This window comes from Dyadobacter diqingensis, assembly GCF_024220585.1.
GTDB lineage: Bacteria > Bacteroidota > Bacteroidia > Cytophagales > Spirosomataceae > Dyadobacter > Dyadobacter diqingensis.
On record NZ_JAMXKF010000002.1, the window covers coordinates 339,853 to 358,099 of the forward strand.

Sequence of the window (18,247 nt, forward strand, 5' to 3'; positions counted from 1 at the left end):
TTCCCTTTTCATGAATTTTTATTTTAAAGCTAAAACGATCAGGCTTTTAGCACTCTGTATTTCACTTCTGCTGCTGGCGCCTGTGCTGGTTTTTGCTCAAACGGGCATAACCAACCAGCAAAGCAATGCGGAACAGAATACACTTGCCAATGGCACACTGGAAGATATCATTCAGTATGCCATGAAAAACCAGCCTCTGATTCAGCAGTCGATCATTGATGAGCGCGTGGCTGAAAACACTGTTAAAAGTAAACTTGCTGACTGGTATCCGCAGATTAACTTTAACTATAACCTGCAACATAACTTTCTTGTACAGACGAGTGTAATTGCGGGTAACCCTGTAAAACTTGGGGTAAGTAATACTTCTGCCGGCCAGTTTACGGTTTCTCAGGCGATTTTCAACAGAGATGTTTTACTTGCCAGAAGAACAAAAGGTGACGTATTGCTTCAGGCGAACCAGAATACATCTTTCAACAAAACAGACCTTGCCGTTAATGTATCCAAGGCATTTTATGATGTTTTGGCAACTACGCAGCAGATCCGCGTTTCAGCAGAAGATATTGTACGTCTGGAAAGAAGTCTGAAAGATGCTCAGAACCAATATAAGTCAGGTGTTACCGACAAGATTGATTATAAGCGTGCGATGATCTCGCTTAACAATACAAAAGCTTCCAAGAAAAGCAACGAGGAAATCTTGAAAGGTAAAGTTGAATTTTTGAAATCGCTTATGGGCTATCCTTTGGGCAATGAACTTAAAATTAGCTACGACAGCCTTCAGATGGAAAGAGAGATCGCGCTTGATACCCTTCAGGCACCGGAAGTTACTTCAAGAATCGAGTTCCAGCAGTTAACCACTCAGAAAAGATTGCTTGAATCGAATTTGAAATACAACAAAATGAGCTTCCTGCCGACTGTTGCTGCCAATGGCGCTTACAATTTGAACTATCAAAATAACAAGTTTGGTGATCTTTATGTAAATAATTTCCCTAACTCTTTCGCTGCTCTGACACTTACTTTACCTCTTTATCAGGGTGGTAAACGTAAGGCAAATATCAATTCAGCGGAATGGCAGGTAAAAAGAGTAGATCTGGATATCACGAACCTGAAACTGAATGTGAATTCAGAATATACCAATGCACTTAGCTACTACAAAGGAAGCCTTGCAAATCTGCTGTCTCAGAAAGAAAACGTGGATCTGGCAAAAGAAGTCTACGATGTGATCCAACTGCAATACAAGTCAGGGATTAAAACGTATCTGGAAGTGATTACCTCTGAAACCGACCTTCGTCTTGCCAGAATTAATTATTACAATGCTCTCTATCAGGTTTTGGCAAACAAAATCGACGTACAAAAAGCCCTTGGTCAACTTAACTATTAATTATTGAAATCCCCTTTGATACCATGTTTTTAAATACCATGAAATATTATACAGCAGCATTATCGGTTTTCGTACTGGTTTCCTGCGGAAAAAAAGACGCTCAGCAGGCCGGTATGCAGGCACCTCCGGCGGTGAATGTGACTTTGGAAGAAGTGAAAACGATGGATGCCGTTTACCATGATCAATACCCGGCTTCCGTTACAGCGCTTAATCAGGTGGAGCTTCGTCCACAGGTGACAGGTTTTATCACAGGCGTGCATTTCAAAGATGGAGCACGTGTCAGAAAAGGACAATTGCTTTACTCCATCGATGCGCAGCTTTACTCTGCCAATTATGAGCAGGCGGTTGCCAATCTGAATGTACAAAAAGCCAATGTAGTAAAAGCACAAAAAGATGCTGACCGCTACCATGAGCTTGACAAAAACGACGCTGTTGCAAAACAACTGGTTGACAATGCCGATGCAGCGCTTGAAGTTGCAAAAAAACAGGCAGATGCAGCACAGGCAAGTATTACAGCCGTTTCGACAAATGTACGTTACACTAAAGTTGTAGCACCTTTTGATGGTGTTATCGGAATCTCTCTTGTTAAAGTTGGTGCTGCGGTATCGGCCGGACAAACGATTTTGAACACGGTTTCAACAGATGGACAGCTTGCAGTTGACTTCAATGTAGACCAAAAAGAAATTTTCCGTTTTACCAATCTTTTGAAAAACAGCAATGGTAAAGATTCTACTTTCACTTTGGCCTTCGGAACGGATATCTATCCTTACCCTGGTAAAATTCAGTTGATCGACCGCGCTGTTGATCCACAGACCGGAACCATCAAAACACGTCTTGTTTTCCCGAATAACGACAATTTGCTTCGTGCGGGGATGACCGGAACGGTTCGCGTATTGAATAACGGTTCAGCCAAATCTGTTGTCATTCCTTACAAAGCCGTTACGGAGCAGTTGGGTGAGTTCTTTGTATACGTTGCCGGCGACAGCAGCAAGGTAAGCCAGAGAAGACTTGTTTTAGGTCAGCCGATTGGCAGCAATATCATTGTGAAAGAAGGTTTGAAAGAGGGAGAAAAGATCGCCGTAGAAGGTGTTCAGAATTTACGTGAAGGAGCAACAATTAAAACGGAAACCGCACCAGCTCCTGCTGCTGGCGCCCCATCAGCAAGATAAGTTTAAACGGGATTTTTGCCTGTTAAGGCATTAGACTCCTTCTGATTCCCTTAAATACTAAAAAAATGATTGCAGATATTTTTATTAAAAGGCCCGTTACGGCAATCGTTACCTCGATTGTAATCGTGCTCGTCGGGCTTATTGCATTAACAACCCTACCCGTAGCGCAGTATCCGGACGTAACGCCTCCGACAGTTACCATATCCGGTAACTTTACCGGCGCGGATGCCCAGACGGTGGAGCAGACCACTACCACCGCCATTGAAACCCAGGTTAACGGTACGCCGGGCATGAGTTATATGTCGTCAAACAGTACAAGTAGCGGACAAAGCAGTATTAACGTAGTTTTTGACATCGGTACAGATGTTAACATTGCAGCGCTTGACGTACAAAACCGTGTGAGTGTGGCAGAACCTGCACTTCCAGATGCGGTAAAAAGACTTGGTTTGACGGTTCGTAAAAGACAGCCTAGTATCATGATCGCTTTGGCACTTTACTCGCCAAACGGAACGCACAACTCTCAGTTTATTGGTAACTATGCCAACATTTACCTGAAAGATGCCTTGCAGCGTGTAAAAGGTGTGGGGGATATCGTTTCCCGTGCAGATGATTTTGGTATGCGTATCTGGTTGAATCCTGAAAAACTGGCCAGCTTGCAAATGACGCCAAGTGATATTTCAGCAGCACTTGCTGAACAAAACTTGCAGATTGCAGCGGGTACTGTCGGTGGAAACCCTCAGCCAAACAAACAGGCATTTGAATATAGCGTGCTTACAAACAGCCGTTTGAATACAAAAGAGCAGTTTGAAAATATTATTGTTCGCTCTTCGCCGGCAGAAGGAAGTCTTGTATACCTGAAAGATGTTGCCCGTGTTGAACTGGGTAAATTTGATTACGGCAGTAACGCCTTCGTGAATGGAAAACCTGCTGCGTTCGTTTTGATCTATCAGGCGCCGGGTGCCAACGCACTTGACACCTACGATGGTGTAATGAAAACGCTTACGGAGCTGAAAAAGACTTTCCCGAAAGATATTGACTACGTAATACCGGTTGAAACGGCGTCTGTTGTACGGGTGTCTATTGAGGAAGTACTTCATACTTTCGCAGAAGCGATGATCCTGGTGGTTATTGTGGTATTCCTGTTCCTTCAGAACTGGCGTGCAACTTTGATTCCGATTCTGGCGATCCCTGTTTCTTTGATCGGTACGTTTATCTTCTTTATTCCGTTTGGTTTTACGATCAACACACTGACACTCTTTGCATTCGTACTCGCAATCGGTATTGTGGTGGATGATGCGATTGTGGTTGTGGAGGCCGTCCAGCATAACATTGATCACGGTCGGCTTTCTCCAAAAGCAGCTACGGAAAAGGCTATGAAAGAAATTTCCGGCCCGGTAATCGCGATCGCCCTTATTCTTGCGGCCGTGTTCGTTCCGGTAAGTTTTGTTCCCGGTATTGTTGGAAGACTTTATCAGCAGTTCGCTATCACCATTGCGGTTTCTGTTCTTCTTTCCGCATTTGTTGCACTTTCATTGACACCTGCACTTTGTGCGATGATGCTGAAACCGACCAAAGGCGCTGATGAGAAAAAGAATTTGCTTGAAAAATTCTTCGACAAGTTTAACGCCTGGTTCGACAAAGTTTCTCACTCTTATACAAGAGGTGTTTCGAAATGGATCAAGGGTACGCCTTATGTGATCATCATGATGGTATGTCTGATTGTTGGTCTGACTTATCTTTTCAAAACCAAACCGTCAGGATTTATCCCTGTCGAAGATGAAGGCCGTCTTTTTGTAACATATGAAATGCAGGAAGCCGCTTCGACAACGCGTAACATTGAAATGATTAAAGAGATTATGAAACGTGTTTCTGCAATCCCTGAAATCAAAACAGTGGGTGGACTTGCGGGGCTTAACGTGATCAGTTTCTCAAACAAAGCCAACGTAGGTACCATGTTTGTAAGTTTGCATCCATGGGCCGACCGGAAAGGTGCAGAACACCACGTACAGGCTGTAATCAAAGAAATTCAGAAACGGACCGGCGATATTAAAGAGGCACGTGTACTTGCCATTGCCCCTCCCGCGATCCCTGGTTTAGGTCAGACGTCAGGTTTTACATTTGAGTTACAGCAGACCACCAGTACGGATGATATCAAGAAGTTTGAAGCCGTTACCCAGAAGTTCCTGGCTGAGGTTAACAAACGTCCTGAAATCGGATTTGCCTATACTTTCTTTAACGCGAAAACACCTTCTTACCAGATTGATGTGGATCGTGACAAGACCAAGAAATTAGGTGTGCAGGTTAACGATGTCTTCAATACGTTGTCAACTTTGCTTGGTAGTACTTATGTAAACGACTTTAACCTTTACGGCCGTAACTTCCGGGTTATGGTGCAGGCAGACAGTAGTTTCCGCTCAAATATCGAACAGATCAACAAGTTTTATGTCCGCAATAAGGCTGGCAATATGATTCCTCTTTCGTCGATCGTAAGCTCACGTGTCGTTGAAAACCCTGCTTTGATTTCTCACTATAACATTTATCGTGCGGTGGAAATCAACGGTACGCCAAAACCAGGATTCAGTAGCGGCCAGGCCATTACGGCTCTGAAAGAAGTGGCTGCCACTTCCCTGCCAGCTGGTTATGGTTATGAATTCTCGGGTATGAGTAGTGAAGAGATAAAAGCGGGTGATAGTACCACAACGATCTTTGCGATCTCGATTGTGTTCGTATTCCTGTTCCTTGCAGCGTTATACGAAAGCTGGTCGATTCCGTTCTCTGTACTTTTTGCGGTGCCTATAGGTGCATTTGGTTCGATTTTGACACTTACATTCCTGCCAAATCTTACCAATAACATTTATGCGCAGATCGGTTTGATTACCCTGATTGGTCTCGCCGCGAAAAATGCGATCCTGATTGTGGAATTTGCCAAGGAACGGGTAGATTCCGGTATGGAGCTTGTGAAGGCGACTCTTGAGGCGGTACAGTTACGTCTTCGTCCGATCATCATGACTTCGCTTGCCTTTATTTTAGGGGTACTTCCGCTGGCCTTTGCAAGTGGTGCAGCAGCCGAATCGCGTAAGACCATCGGCTGGACTGTATTCGGCGGGATGCTTGCCGCGACTTCCCTTGCAATCTTTGTAGTTCCTGTACTTTTTGTAGCGATTGAAAAAATTGCCTACAAACAAAAGGAAAGAAGAAAAGCCAGAGAGTCCAGATTGTAGTGTAAAAGAAAAAATAATATAACGCAGGCGCGGGGCTTAGAGCTTCGCGCCTGCGTTGTTTTTCACCCATCTGATCCTGGACAACTCACTACTGAACGGTACTTCTAAAAGAATTTCCATACACAGCCTTTACTCATTTTCTACAATTAATTTGTTTCAGTATTTGATATAAACATTGTTAATAAACCGCCTGGTTTCTGATGAAAACGAAAGATTACATTATCCTGATGGCCGATATTGTCAGCAGTAGAAAGTCTGATCAGCAGACGTTAATGGATAATTTCAAAGAAGTGACTGACGAAACAAACGTCCATCTTAAAAAATATTTATTATCTCCGCTGACAATCACACTGGGAGACGAGTTTCAGGGGGTTGCCAAAAATATCGAATCTGCCATTGCGTTGCTGTTTCATATCGAGGAGAATATTATCCACAAAGCATATGGATTTCCGCTGCGTTTTGTTGTTTTTGAAGGGAGAATCGACACCCCAATCAATAAAGAAATTGCATATGGTATGCTGGGAGAAGGCCTTACGCAGGCACGGGAGGCTCTGACTCAAACAAAAATCACAAATTCAAGATATTTTTTTAGCTTACGGAATAAACCTGCCAGTGCAGCATTAAATAACGCCATCATGATTTATCAGCGCATGGTTGATGACTGGCGAATGGGCAAAGATTATAGCCTGGTTTCCAGTTTTCTTAAAAATCCGGATTACGAAAAGGTTGCCGAAGAACTGGAAAAAACGAGGTCGCAGATATGGAAAAGAAAAAAAAGTCTTAAAATAGAGGAGTATTTCGCCATCAAGGAAGTCCTAACATATATCGCCGATGAAAATATTAGTCATAATAGCCATCATGATCATTAGCGAGATCATTCTCTTGTTTATATTTTCTGTTGTGGCTAAATATTATTACAAAAAAAATGAAATTGATTTAGGCTCTATCCGATAGGCAATCTGATATCCGTCAGCGTATCTCTTTTTTATATGTTTCTTTGGAAAAATGCGGCGGCGATTGACAATGCCTTGTCAATGTTAACCTGATCGTAAGACTTTTTGGTATAATTATTTAAGATCTAAAACTGACTTATTACGAAATAACTTTACCTAAATGTACGTAAAAGAAGTATTCTCAATTTGGCGCCTTTTGAAAGGCATCTGGCCAGGTGTGCTTGCGGTAACCGCCTATGCCGCCATCGTTTTTTATTTGTATCAATATCATCAATGGCATTTTCTCGTCTTTCCGCTCTCCATCATTTCCATTGTCGGGACTGCGTTATCACTCCTGCTTGGTTTCAGGACCAACTCGGCCTATGATCGCTGGTGGGAAGCACGCAAATCCTGGGGAGCGATTGTCAATGACAGCAGAACTTTGATACGCCAGTCGCTGGCATTTATCAAAACCGAACCCGAAGAACAAAAAGAAATTGTTCAAAACATCACACATCTTCAGATTGCATGGTGTTATGCACTTTGCAATAGCTTGCGAAGAGATCCGGTGCTTGTCAGTGCTAATTTGCATTTAAGCGAGCAGGAGCTCGAATTCGTTTCCAGACACGACAATATCCCAAACGCGATTTTATTTCTGATACAGCAACGCGTTAATGACGCTTACGACAAAGGTTACCTCCATCCCCTGTTTTTCCAAAATATAGACGATACCTTAGGCCGGCTTTGTGACGCGATGGGTCAATGTGAGCGAATAAAAAATACAATATTCCCGACCCAGTACAGCTTTTTTGTACACTTTATCATCTTTCTTTTTACGCTGATCCTTCCAATGGGACTGATCGACAGCATCGGAAGAATTGCTATTCCGATCACCTTTCTGATCTCCTTTCTGTTTTTCTACGTGGAAGGAATTTCCTATGTTATGCAAAGTCCATTTGAGGGAAATCATAACGATATACCAATGACTTCCCTCTCGCGCACCATAGAAATTAACCTGCTTCAACTCATTGAAGCGCCGTTAATCCCGGATAAAATTCTGCCGAAAGACGGATATATTATGTAAAATAATTTTGATTTAAAAAACATGATCAACAAAAAACGGATGCAGATAATCCGCATCCGTTTTTTGTTGATATAATTACTCACTATCAACCCGTTACGGTCTTAATGTCGTATAATACAATTCAAGTTTCACGCCCGGCTCTACCGTGTTTTGCTGGCTTCCGATGACAAGGCGTGTATGACTCTGTGAAAAAGACGGGTGTTCCGGATAAGTTCCGCTGTTTAAGGGATCCGTTACAAACAACAGACCATTGGTTTCAGACGATGAACTTGCCAGTATCGTGGTAAATTGGGCACTCACATCGAATAAATAATATTCCTTGTTGGTAACCAAATCATTGATATAGGTACCGGTAACCGCTTTTCCGGCCAGATCAAGCAAGGGTACAACCGCACCACTTTGTGTATAAAGCTGGTTATTTTTATCGCAAAGATAAACATACACCGTTGGAGGTGCTCCAAAAATACCTTTTACAATTGAATTTTTATACGGTGTAACCCTTAAAAATGCCCTGTTCGGGACAGAGTACTTTACATCTTTTAAATTTCTTACTGTCGGAAAATCCGCACGTGCCATTAAGCCTACACCCGCCTGAATAAATACCTTTTCACCAGATTGCGCCGAAGGCAAGGAAATTCTATTCGATGTTGGCAACTTCGTCAAGTCCGTACCACTTCTGTCCGCCCCGATCTGGTTGTAATCAGCCTTGATATTAAATGTACCGACCCCTCTTGTTATACCATCTTTAACATCTGTATGATAATGAAGTTCTACAACAGTACTGTCACTCGGCGCGCCTGTCCCAGTCTTAAAACCGACTACGGATGCATTATCCTTAGCACCCGATACAACCATTAAACCCTTAACAATATTTATCCACTGATCATTGTTAGTTAACAAATTCGCAGCGCTTTCGTTAAAAACTTTTTTCCCGATCACGTCAGACAACTTAATTCTAAGCGAATTAGTCGCATTCGGCGTAGGCTTAAAGCTTTTGGTTCCAATTGGTGTTGCGTCAAAAGGAGTGGTGCTATTATTGAAATAAACACTTTTTGTCAAAATATCCTCCTGAAGCGTATGCACAGAAAAATTCAGCGTCTTAGTCGTATCACCGTAATAATACTTATCGTAAGCCAACTTTAATACGAGCGAGTCATACACAGCCTTTTCCGGAAGTGTAAAGACATTTTCCAAAGTAGGCTGAAAAAATACTGTCGAGTGCATTTTCCCCAAGTAGGGATCTTCAAAACGACCAGCCAACATTCGACTGGCACCGCCTGTCATCGTGGAATCAAAAGCTACCGTTGAGAGCTTAACAGTGCTGGTATCGGAAAAAAGAACAAGAAAGTCATCAGGATTCCGCTGTTCGAGCGAAACTATTTCATCTCCTGACTGACAACCTGATATTGAAACGCACAAATATAATCCTGCAAGGATGCTGGAAACCGGCGAAAATAGTCTTTTAGAAAAACAATAATTAAATTTCATTTAGCGCAAGAACAGTAAAAATGCAAAAATATCAGATATAAACCTGAATAACAAAAGGAATTAGACAAACAGGCAAAATGTGTAGACCAAAATTAAATGCAACAAAATTGTCTGTTACCACGTATAACTCTATATTACATCCGAAATTGCATTTTAAAGTACATATGAGGAAGATAAACTGTATTGTTATTGATAAAATAGAACCGGATCTGAAAGTTTTGAGTCAGCACATTAACAGCATTCCTTTTTTCGAATTGTTAGGTACCTATTCTACTTCCGAAGATGCAGCAGACATGCTTAGAACGCAGAAAGTAGATATTCTATTTTTAGATATAGAAAATTTAGGTATCGAAGGTTTATATTTCTTAAAAAGTCTTTCTTACAATACCAGAATTATTATCACAACAATTTGTGACAATTTTGCGTTAGAAGCCTTTAACCTGAATGTACTCGATTATTTATTAAAGCCGTTCAATAAGGAACGTTTTCTAAAAGCGTCAGACAAAGCATACGAATTATTCAGTCTGCTAAGCCTTCGGGACAGAAAAAACTACGCAGTGGATGAGCATTTTGTCAATCAGGAATATTTATTTGTTATGTCTGATTACGCGCTTGTAAAAATAAAATTATCGGATGTAAGTTATATCGAAGGTTTGAAAGATTATCTTAAAATCTACTTTGTGAATCAGCTAAACCCGGTTGTTACCAGAATGACAATGAAATCGTTAGAGGAAAAGTTACCCCGAAGTCAGTTCTTCCGGGTACATAAATCTTATATCGTTTCGATAGATAAAATAGATATTATCAGAAGCCAGCGCATCAAAATCGGTCAAATTACAGTACCTATCAGTGATGGTTATTATGAAACTTTTAGACAAAAAGTAAATATATAATTTTTCTAAGCAATTCCAAGATGTTATGTTTGCAGTAGATTTGGTCAAAATGTCTCTTCATCTACACATTCGGCCAATTCATCGCAATTGTTTTTTTTATCCCTAGTGTACCACGATTTTTGTTTTCATTTGTATTAATTAGTCAAACCAGAATTTTTTCATGTTTAATACCTTAAAAAAGTCATCGTTAACCCTTCTAATCGCCTCAACTGCACTAATTCAATTCGGATGTGGTAGTGATTCTGATCCTGACAAAGTTGGAAACTGGTATAAGAAAGATATGCCTTCCTTCGGAGGTATTCCCCGTTATGGAGCAGTAAGCTTTACAATAGACAACAAAGGTTATATCGGAGGCGGATATACCAACGAGAGCGTGCCGAGAGTAAATGACTTCTGGCAATATGATGCGGACAACAAAATCTGGAAACAGGTTGCGGCTTTCCCTGGTGTTGCAAGAACTGACGCTGTTGCTTTCGTTGCTGCCGGAAAAGGTTATGTTGGTACTGGATTTGACGGTATCAAAACAACTGAAAACAACAATGGTTATAAAAAAGATTTCTTCCAGTATGATCCTACAACCAACAAATGGAAAGCGGTAGCTGATTTTGGTGGGGTTGCCCGTCAGTATGCTTCTGCATTTTCTGTTGGAGACAAAGGATATGTTGGTTTAGGATATAATGCTTCTGGTTTGTATCAGGATTTTTATGAGTATAACCCAACTACGGACGCATGGACTGAGGTTGCAACTTTCATCGGTGGCAAAAGAAGAAGTTCGACAGCGTTTACAATTGGATCTTCCGGATACATCGGTTTTGGTGTAAACAACTCTGCTGCTACTGTAAGAGATCTGTATCAGTTTACACCAGGTGGAGCAAACGGTAAAGGTGCATGGACACAGAAAACTGTATTCAATGATGATAACGGAGATTTTCCACCAGTGCGCTCGGATGCATTTGCATTGGTTATCAACGAAAAAGCTTACATCGTAGGTGGAGCAGGTAACAGAAGCGATTGCTGGGAATGGAATCCAACTACTGACATCTGGATTGAAAAAACCAGCTTTGAAGGTACAGGAAGAGGAAATGCGGCAGGTTTTGTAATTAAAAATGTTGGTTACTTTGGTACAGGATATGCTAACTCAACACCTGTTGACGATTTCTGGGGCTTCAATCCTGACGCAGCAGTTGACGACGACGATAACTAAGAAGTGATTAAAAAATCAATAAATTTCAGATTTGCTCTGATTTGCAGCTGGACCTTCGCAGTAACAATTTTCATTTCATCGTGTAATACGAAGAAAGAAAATTCTAACAGCGAAGGTCTTCGCAATTACAAGGTGTCCGCAATTCCCGTAGACAGCACGTGGGGTTACCGCATTTATCAGGATACCGTTGCGATCATTGAGCAGAGAAATATCCCCGGATTGCCAGGCAATAGCGGGTTCAAAACAGAAGAACAGGCGCTCTCTATAGGTAAGCTTGTGGTTGATAAACTGGGAAAAGGAGTTTTCCCTCCATCCGTTTCAATACCGGAGCTTGACAGTTTAAAAATCACCTATCAGCGTTAAGCTGTTTTCTTATAAATCAAAAAAACCGGCAATAACTTTTGAAGTTATTGCCGGTTTTTTTGATTTATAAATTCCTAATTATTGTGCTCTTTACCGCTCACGCTTAACTGAATACGTCCCGATACTTGGATTATGGTCGGAGTATTTAATATTCTTCCAGGTTTTAAAATTGTAGAGTGTTAACTTCTTGTCATCGTAAAACTGGTTGTCGATCCGTATAAACCAGGGTATTTTATTATACGTAAAACCAAACCCCTCTCCTTTTTCCTCGAAAGCATTTTTCAACAAACGCCTGGTACGCCCGTAGAAATAACTGTAAGGTGTTTCGTTAAAATCGCCGCAGAGAATCACCGGATGGGGAGATTCTCTTATCCAGGTTTCCATTAACTCTATCTCTGAAAAACGAGCAGAGAATCCATTTTTCATACGATTGAAGGTCCCCTTAGTCTCTCGTTTGATACCGGCAATTTCCTTCTGACTTACCAGCGTTTTCAACTTCAATGACATCGAATAAAGATGTACCCCAATAACCCTGACCGTATCCTTGCGGACAACAACATCAACATACATCAATCCATTCTGCTGCTCAAAAGCGGCCTCCTTGTGGTTAACGATCGGATATTTTGAGAAAATGACCAGCGTATGCAAACTGCTGTTATCTTTTATTTTTGCACCACGCAAAGTATTGTAGTACTTGTAACCAGCTTTCTTAAAATATTGTATATTTCTAAAAGAAGAAATGCTCGGCTCATTTGTGAATTCCGGCATGCACAAGATGTCTGCGTCTTGCTCTACCAGCCAATCCTTCATTTTATCCGTCTTGGCATCATCTTCTCTTGTGTGCCTTCCAGTAACCCAGAAACCATAAACGTTGTAGTTAATTACTTTAAATTCACCAGCTTTCTTTTTATCTACTTCCTCGCCGCTTTTTGAAAACTGATAAGTCCTCGGAAGAAAAACGCTACCAAGGCAAATAAGGAATAATGGTGCCAGTGATTTTTTGGCATCAACAAAAATCCAGAATACAAAAAAGAATAAATTGACAATAATAGCAACCGGGAGAGACATCATTAAAAAACCCGCGGCCCAATGCGGCGTGGGTACCCAGTACGTTAAAGCGTACACCAACAAACTGTAAGCCCCGAAACACTTAAACAAAAGCCAAAAAAAACCTTTCAATCCTTTCACAATGTGCTATGATTTCAATCCTTCCACAAAAATAGACGAACACTTCGAATAAAGAACACTTCTCCAAGAGTTTGTACAAATCATAAAAAAGTTTTACATTTGCATAATAATTCGAGTTTGATCGGTTGATTGAGGGGGGTATTTGATCCCCTTTTTTATTTGTAGTACATCTTACATGACAATAAAAGAACATTTGGAAGTTTTGCTGGCTCCATTTTTGGAAGAAGGCAATTATTTTCTGGTGGATATTCAGATAAAGGCTTCAAAGGTGAGCCAGAAAGTAACTATTCTCGTCGATAAGGACGAAGGTATTACCATTCAGGAATGTACGTCCATCAGCCGCAGACTTGCGAAACAACTGGAAGAACAGGAAATTTTCACCGACGCATATACTCTGGAAGTTTCTTCGCCTGGTTTAGACCAGCCTCTGGTTCTTCTGCGCCAGTATTTAAAAAACCTTGGGAGAAATTTAAAGGTTACCTTAAAAACAGGAGAAATAATTTCAGGTCAGTTGACAGAAGCAAAAGAAAATGAGATAACGCTTCAATTGCCAGAACCCAAGAAAAAATCGAAAGTACCGGTAGATGAAGCATCGCTGAAACGTGAGATCCCTGTGGATCAGATATCGAAGGCACTTGTTGAAATCTCGTTTAAAAACTTATAGATCAGATTATCATTTCAATCTGATTTGCAGGAAATTATATATTATGTATAACTTAGTATCAGCAAATATTCTTAAGCATTACAATGGATAGCGGAATATTAATTGAGTCATTTGCGGAGTTTGCCAGCTCAAAGAACATTGATCGTCCAACGATGATCAGCGTTTTGGAAGAAGTATTTCGTACAATGATTCGTAAAAAGTACGGCACTGATGATAATTTTGATGTAATCATTAACCCGGAGAGCGGTGACCTCGAAATGTGGCGCACACGTGAAATTGTTGACGACAATTCCGAAGATATCTGGGATTACAATAAAATACCTCTGGCCGAAGCGCGTAAGATTCAGAATGACTTTGAAGTCGGCGAGGAAGTTGCGGAAGAAGTGAAATTGGTTGAATTCGGTCGTCGCCTTGTACAAACAGCACGCCAGACCCTTATCCAGAAAATTAAAGATATGGAAAAGGAGATCATGTACGAAAAGTACAAGGATCAGGTTGGCGAAATGATTACAGGCGAAGTTTACCAGACGCTTCGCCACGAAGTGATCATTATGGACGGTGAAGGAAACGAACTTTCTCTTCCACGTACTGAGCAAATTTCGAAAGACCGTTTCCGTAAAGGTGAATCTGTTAAATCAGTGATCCATAAAGTGGAAATGAATAACGGAACACCGAAAATCACTTTATCCAGAACATCTCCTGTTTTCCTTGAACGCCTGTTTGAAGTAGAAATTCCTGAAATTTATGACGGAATTATCTCTGTAAGACGTGTCGTTCGTGAGCCGGGTGAGCGTGCGAAAGTAGCCGTTGAATCATACGATGACCGCATTGACCCGGTGGGTGCCTGTGTAGGTATGAAAGGTTCACGGATTCACTCGATCGTTCGTGAGCTGGGTAATGAAAATATTGACGTGATCAATTATACGGACAACCTGGAACTGCTTATCAGCCGTGCTTTAAGCCCTGCAAAAGTAAGTTCAATGCAGATTGACCGTGAGGCAAAACGTGTATCAGTTTTCCTGAAACCCGATCAGGTTTCTTTGGCTATCGGTAAAGGTGGCCAAAATATCAAACTGGCTGGTAAGCTGGTTGGAATGGAAATTGATGTCTTCCGCGACATTGAAGAACAGAATGACGAAGATGTGGATCTTTCTGAATTCTCGGATGAAATCGACGCGTGGATGATCAGCGAGTTGCACAAAATAGGATTGGATACCGCTAAGAGTGTTTTAGCGCTTAATAAAGAGGAACTTGTTCGACGGACTGATTTAGAAGAAAACACCGTTGAAGATATTCTGGATATCCTTCGCAAAGAGTTTGAATAATTACAAGAATATGTGGAGGTATTGACATAGTGTTTATATTTCCACGGATGCAAAAACTTTTTTCTACAAATTGCTAATATGGCAGAAGATAAAATGATGCGCCTAAGCCAAGTGGCAAGGATCCTGAACGTAGGAATTACTACGATCGTGGATCACCTGTCTGCCAAAGGGTACAAGGTGGAAAGTAACCCCAATACCAAAATTAATTCGGATCAAATTGATTTTCTTGCGAAAGACTTCAAATCTGAGGATCTTAAAGCTTCATGGTCTCCGAGAAATACTTCTTCGGAACCGGCAGTCGAAGTGAAGGAAGAAAAACTGAAAAGTGACGTTGACGGAATTTTGTATTTCCGTAATTCGCCCTCTAAACCTATTGAAGAAAAACCTCAGGCAGAAGAAAAAGCAGAATCAAATACACCTGCTTTGGAAAACAGACTTCCGGGGATCAAAGTGGTTGGAAAAATCGATCTTGACGCAAAGAGACCGGTTACAGCGCCAAAACCAGAGCCTGTTCAGGAAGTAGTGAAGGAGGTTAAACCTGAAATACCACAGCCTGTTGTAACACCTGAGCCAAAAGCTGAGGTGAAGGAAGTGGAGCCTGTGAAAGTACAGGAAGTGAAGCAAGAACCACAGCCGGTGGTAACACCGCCTGTTGAAAATACAATTATCGAACAACCAAAGAAAGAGCTAGTTGCTGAAAAAGAGGTAGTAGTTGAAAAACCGGAACCAGTGGCCCCGGTACAACCCGTTGCCGAAGTGAAGCCACCTACTCTAAAAGAAGAGTCAAAACCGGTGGAAACTCCCGTAAAAGAAACTACCCCTCCTGTTGCTGAAAACAAGCCAGTTGCTGAAAGCAGCTCTGCAACACCAGAATCTAATGAATCTGAATTGATTGAAGCACGCGGTGAGCAGCTTCGCGGTCTTCGGGTTGTTGGTAAAATTGAACTGCCTTCTGACCGGATCAAAAAGAAAGACCCGGTAGCATCAAGCGATTCGGCATCAGATAAAAAACGTCGTCGCAAGAGAAAGCGTATCCGTGACGGTGTTGAAGTAAGACCAGCCACTCCAGGCGCTCCTGCAACCACACCAGCAACAGGAACAACAACGACACCCGGAGCTCCAGCTAACAGAGACAGGGATAACAACAGATCAAGAACGCCAAACGGAGCTCCTAATCAAAACGCTCCAAGAACGGCTAATACAACCAATACAAATACCGGTAATACAAGACCAGCAGCCGGAACCACAGGTACTACGCCTGCTGCCGGAACAACCGGAAATACCAATACAGGTGGAGGAGCGGCTGCTAACAAAGGCCGTAACAACAACCGCAGAGGAGGAAAAAGAGAAGAAGTTTCTGACAAAGAAGTTTCTGATAACATCAAGGCCACAATGGCTCGTATGGGTGGAGGTAATACCCGTACCGCAGCACGTGGAAAAGGACTTCGCCGTCGTGACCGTGCAGATCAGAACGATCCAAACGCAGACGGAATTGAAGAAACAAAAGTACTTCGCGTAACGGAATTCGTTTCAGCGAATGACCTGGCTTCTTTGATGGAAGTTACTGTTCAGGAGGTAATTTCGGTTTGTATGAGCATGGGTATGTTCGTTTCGATCAACCAGCGTCTCGATGCCGAAGCCATCACCTTTATCGCCGATGAATTCGGATTTGAAGTTGCCTTTATCTCAGCAGAAGAGGAAGTTCAAAACGACGTTGTTGAAGAAGTTGATACAGAAGAAAGCCTTGTAGAAAGAGCTCCGATCGTAACGATCATGGGTCACGTCGATCACGGTAAAACTTCTCTTCTTGACTATATCCGTTCGGAAAATGTTGCCAGCGGTGAAGCGGGAGGTATCACACAGCACATTGGTGCATACAGTGTTAAAACAAAAACCGGCAAACAGGTTACATTCCTTGATACACCGGGTCACGAAGCCTTTACAGCGATGCGTGCCCGTGGAGCGAAAGTTACCGACGTTGTAATTATTGTAATTGCTGCGGACGATAGTATCATGCCACAAACACGTGAGGCGATTAATCACTCACAAGTTGCAGGTGTACCTATTGTATTTGCATTTAGTAAGGTAGATAAAGCGGGTGCTAACACGGAAAAAATACGTGAGGAACTTGCTAACATGAATATATTGGTAGAAGAATGGGGTGGTAAGTACCAAACTCAGGAAATATCTTCAAAATCTGGTTTAGGTATTGATCTTCTTTTGGAAAAAGTGCTTCTGGAAGCAGAATTACTTGAACTGAAAGCAAACCCTAACCGTCGTGCGATCGGTAGTGTTGTTGAAGCATCTTTGGATAAAGGACGTGGATACGTTACAACGATCCTTGTTGAGACAGGAACTCTGAAAGTGGGTGATGTGGTTTTAGCAGGTGCGCATTTCGGTAAAGTAAAAGCGATGACCGATTATTTGGGTCGTAAACTTAAAACTGCCGGGCCATCTATGCCGGTTCAGCTGCTTGGTTTGAACGGAGCGCCGCAGGCAGGTGATCGTTTCAATGTATTTGAAAACGAACGTGATGCACGTGACATCGCTGTGAAACGCGAGCAGATCCAACGTGAACAAACCATCCGTACCCGTAAGCACATTACACTGGAAGAAATCGGACGCCGTAAGGCAATTGGTAGCTTCCGTGAGCTTAACCTGATTATCAAAGGTGACGTGGATGGATCGGTAGAGGCACTTTCGGATTCGTTATTGCAGCTTTCAACCAATGAGGTTCAGGTTAATATCATCCATAAAGCGGTTGGTCAGATCTCTGAATCGGATGTTAACCTTGCGATTGCTGCTGATGCGATCATCGTTGGGTTCCAGGTTCGTCCTTCTGCTAATGCGAAGAAAATGGCGGAACAGGATCAGATCGAAATTCGTCACTACTCTGTAATTTATAGTGCAATCGACGAGATTAAGGATGCGATGACAGGTATGCTTGCACCAACGATCGAAGAGATTATCACTGGTAATATCGAGATTCGTGAAGTCTTCAAAATCAGCCGTATCGGTACGATTGCTGGGTGTTATGTTACGGATGGTTTCGTGAAACGAAGCAACAAGATTCGTATCGTTCGTGACGGTATTGTACTTCTAACGGGTGAAATCGACTCGCTGAAACGTTACAAAGATGATGTTCAGGAAGTTAGAAATGGTTATGAATGTGGTTTGAGTATTAAAAACTACAATGACATAGAAGTTGGTGACATTATAGAAAGTTTCGAATTACGTGAAGTAAAGAGATCTCTGTAAGGTTAAACCACAATAGAATAATAACAAAGCCGGTTTTGAGCAATCAAGACCGGCTTTGTTGTATACAAGTTTATTTTCTC

General features: G+C 41.9%; 13 protein-coding genes. 11 read left to right on the forward strand and 2 right to left on the reverse strand.

Annotation, left to right across the window (positions count from 1 at the left end; all coding sequences use genetic code 11):
- The first annotated feature begins 10 nt into the window (after positions 1 to 10).
- The 5 genes from M1L62_RS07040 to M1L62_RS07060 all read left to right on the forward strand — a co-directional run bounded on the left by M1L62_RS07040 (position 11) and on the right by M1L62_RS07060 (position 7,784).
- On the forward strand, positions 11 to 1,378 hold the full coding sequence (locus M1L62_RS07040) for a TolC family protein (protein WP_254412324.1): 1,368 nt from the start codon (positions 11 to 13) through the stop codon (positions 1,376 to 1,378).
- A 38-nt stretch (positions 1,379 to 1,416) separates the two neighbouring features.
- The gene (locus tag M1L62_RS07045; protein ID WP_310589962.1) at positions 1,417 to 2,547 is read left to right on the forward strand and encodes an efflux RND transporter periplasmic adaptor subunit; all 1,131 of its coding nucleotides are present in this window, start codon (positions 1,417 to 1,419) and stop codon (positions 2,545 to 2,547) included.
- A 65-nt stretch (positions 2,548 to 2,612) separates the two neighbouring features.
- Positions 2,613 to 5,768 carry an efflux RND transporter permease subunit gene (locus M1L62_RS07050; protein WP_254412326.1) on the forward strand — a complete coding sequence of 1,052 codons (3,156 nt, stop codon included), beginning with the start codon at positions 2,613 to 2,615 and terminating at the stop codon, positions 5,766 to 5,768.
- Positions 5,769 to 5,968: 200 nt separating this feature from the next.
- Positions 5,969 to 6,637, forward strand: a complete 669-nt coding sequence (locus M1L62_RS07055) for a SatD family protein (protein ID WP_254412327.1) — start codon at positions 5,969 to 5,971, stop codon at positions 6,635 to 6,637.
- Between the two features lie 244 nt (positions 6,638 to 6,881).
- The gene (locus M1L62_RS07060; protein ID WP_254412328.1) at positions 6,882 to 7,784 is read left to right on the forward strand and encodes a bestrophin family protein; all 903 of its coding nucleotides are present in this window, start codon (positions 6,882 to 6,884) and stop codon (positions 7,782 to 7,784) included.
- Between the two features lie 93 nt (positions 7,785 to 7,877).
- Here M1L62_RS07060 and M1L62_RS07065 read toward each other — a convergent pair whose 3' ends face one another.
- Positions 7,878 to 9,272 (reverse strand): DUF4270 family protein, encoded by a 1,395-nt coding sequence (locus M1L62_RS07065; protein WP_254412329.1) that lies wholly within the window; start codon positions 9,270 to 9,272, stop codon positions 7,878 to 7,880.
- Between the two features lie 164 nt (positions 9,273 to 9,436).
- On the opposite strand from M1L62_RS07065, the gene M1L62_RS07070 reads away from it, so the two are divergent.
- The 3 genes from M1L62_RS07070 to M1L62_RS07080 all read left to right on the forward strand — a co-directional run bounded on the left by M1L62_RS07070 (position 9,437) and on the right by M1L62_RS07080 (position 11,732).
- Positions 9,437 to 10,165 (forward strand): LytR/AlgR family response regulator transcription factor, encoded by a 729-nt coding sequence (locus M1L62_RS07070; RefSeq protein ID WP_254412330.1) that lies wholly within the window; start codon positions 9,437 to 9,439, stop codon positions 10,163 to 10,165.
- 160 nt (positions 10,166 to 10,325) lie between these two features.
- Positions 10,326 to 11,369, forward strand: coding sequence for a Kelch repeat-containing protein (locus tag M1L62_RS07075; protein WP_254412331.1), 1,044 nt, complete (start codon positions 10,326 to 10,328; stop codon positions 11,367 to 11,369).
- A 132-nt stretch (positions 11,370 to 11,501) separates the two neighbouring features.
- Complete coding sequence (locus M1L62_RS07080; protein ID WP_254412332.1) at positions 11,502 to 11,732, forward strand: DUF4907 domain-containing protein; 231 nt, start codon at positions 11,502 to 11,504, stop codon at positions 11,730 to 11,732.
- 90 nt (positions 11,733 to 11,822) lie between these two features.
- On the opposite strand, the gene M1L62_RS07085 is transcribed toward M1L62_RS07080, so the two are convergent.
- Positions 11,823 to 12,920, reverse strand: a complete 1,098-nt coding sequence (locus M1L62_RS07085) for an endonuclease/exonuclease/phosphatase family protein (RefSeq protein WP_510185841.1) — start codon at positions 12,918 to 12,920, stop codon at positions 11,823 to 11,825.
- A gap of 175 nt (positions 12,921 to 13,095) precedes the next feature.
- On the opposite strand from M1L62_RS07085, the gene rimP reads away from it, so the two are divergent.
- The 3 genes from rimP (at position 13,096) to infB (ending at position 18,167) form a co-directional block, all read left to right on the forward strand.
- Positions 13,096 to 13,584 (forward strand): ribosome maturation factor RimP, encoded by a 489-nt coding sequence (rimP, locus tag M1L62_RS07090; RefSeq protein ID WP_254412334.1) that lies wholly within the window; start codon positions 13,096 to 13,098, stop codon positions 13,582 to 13,584.
- Between the two features lie 83 nt (positions 13,585 to 13,667).
- Entirely contained in the window at positions 13,668 to 14,909 is a 1,242-nt protein-coding gene (gene nusA, locus M1L62_RS07095; protein WP_254412335.1) for a transcription termination factor NusA, read from the forward strand.
- A gap of 78 nt (positions 14,910 to 14,987) precedes the next feature.
- Positions 14,988 to 18,167 carry a translation initiation factor IF-2 gene (gene infB, locus M1L62_RS07100; RefSeq protein ID WP_254412336.1) on the forward strand — a complete coding sequence of 1,060 codons (3,180 nt, stop codon included), beginning with the start codon at positions 14,988 to 14,990 and terminating at the stop codon, positions 18,165 to 18,167.
- Positions 18,168 to 18,247: the final 80 nt, after the last annotated feature.

What these genes read in the sequence shown, in the direction of transcription:
- nusA (WP_254412335.1), top strand. Translation starts at nt 13,668, where the DNA reads ATGGATAGCGGAATATTAATTGAGTCATTTGCGGAGTTTGCCAGCTCA.
- M1L62_RS07070 (WP_254412330.1), top strand. Translation starts at nt 9,437, where the DNA reads ATGAGGAAGATAAACTGTATTGTTATTGATAAAATAGAACCGGATCTG.
- M1L62_RS07040 (WP_254412324.1), top strand. Translation starts at nt 11, where the DNA reads ATGAATTTTTATTTTAAAGCTAAAACGATCAGGCTTTTAGCACTCTGT.
- rimP (WP_254412334.1), top strand. Translation starts at nt 13,096, where the DNA reads ATGACAATAAAAGAACATTTGGAAGTTTTGCTGGCTCCATTTTTGGAA.
- M1L62_RS07050 (WP_254412326.1), top strand. Translation starts at nt 2,613, where the DNA reads ATGATTGCAGATATTTTTATTAAAAGGCCCGTTACGGCAATCGTTACC.
- infB (WP_254412336.1), top strand. Translation starts at nt 14,988, where the DNA reads ATGGCAGAAGATAAAATGATGCGCCTAAGCCAAGTGGCAAGGATCCTG.
- M1L62_RS07060 (WP_254412328.1), top strand. Translation starts at nt 6,882, where the DNA reads ATGTACGTAAAAGAAGTATTCTCAATTTGGCGCCTTTTGAAAGGCATC.
- M1L62_RS07065 (WP_254412329.1), bottom strand. Translation starts at nt 9,272, where the DNA reads ATGAAATTTAATTATTGTTTTTCTAAAAGACTATTTTCGCCGGTTTCC.
- M1L62_RS07055 (WP_254412327.1), top strand. Translation starts at nt 5,969, where the DNA reads ATGAAAACGAAAGATTACATTATCCTGATGGCCGATATTGTCAGCAGT.
- M1L62_RS07075 (WP_254412331.1), top strand. Translation starts at nt 10,326, where the DNA reads ATGTTTAATACCTTAAAAAAGTCATCGTTAACCCTTCTAATCGCCTCA.
- M1L62_RS07045 (WP_310589962.1), top strand. Translation starts at nt 1,417, where the DNA reads ATGAAATATTATACAGCAGCATTATCGGTTTTCGTACTGGTTTCCTGC.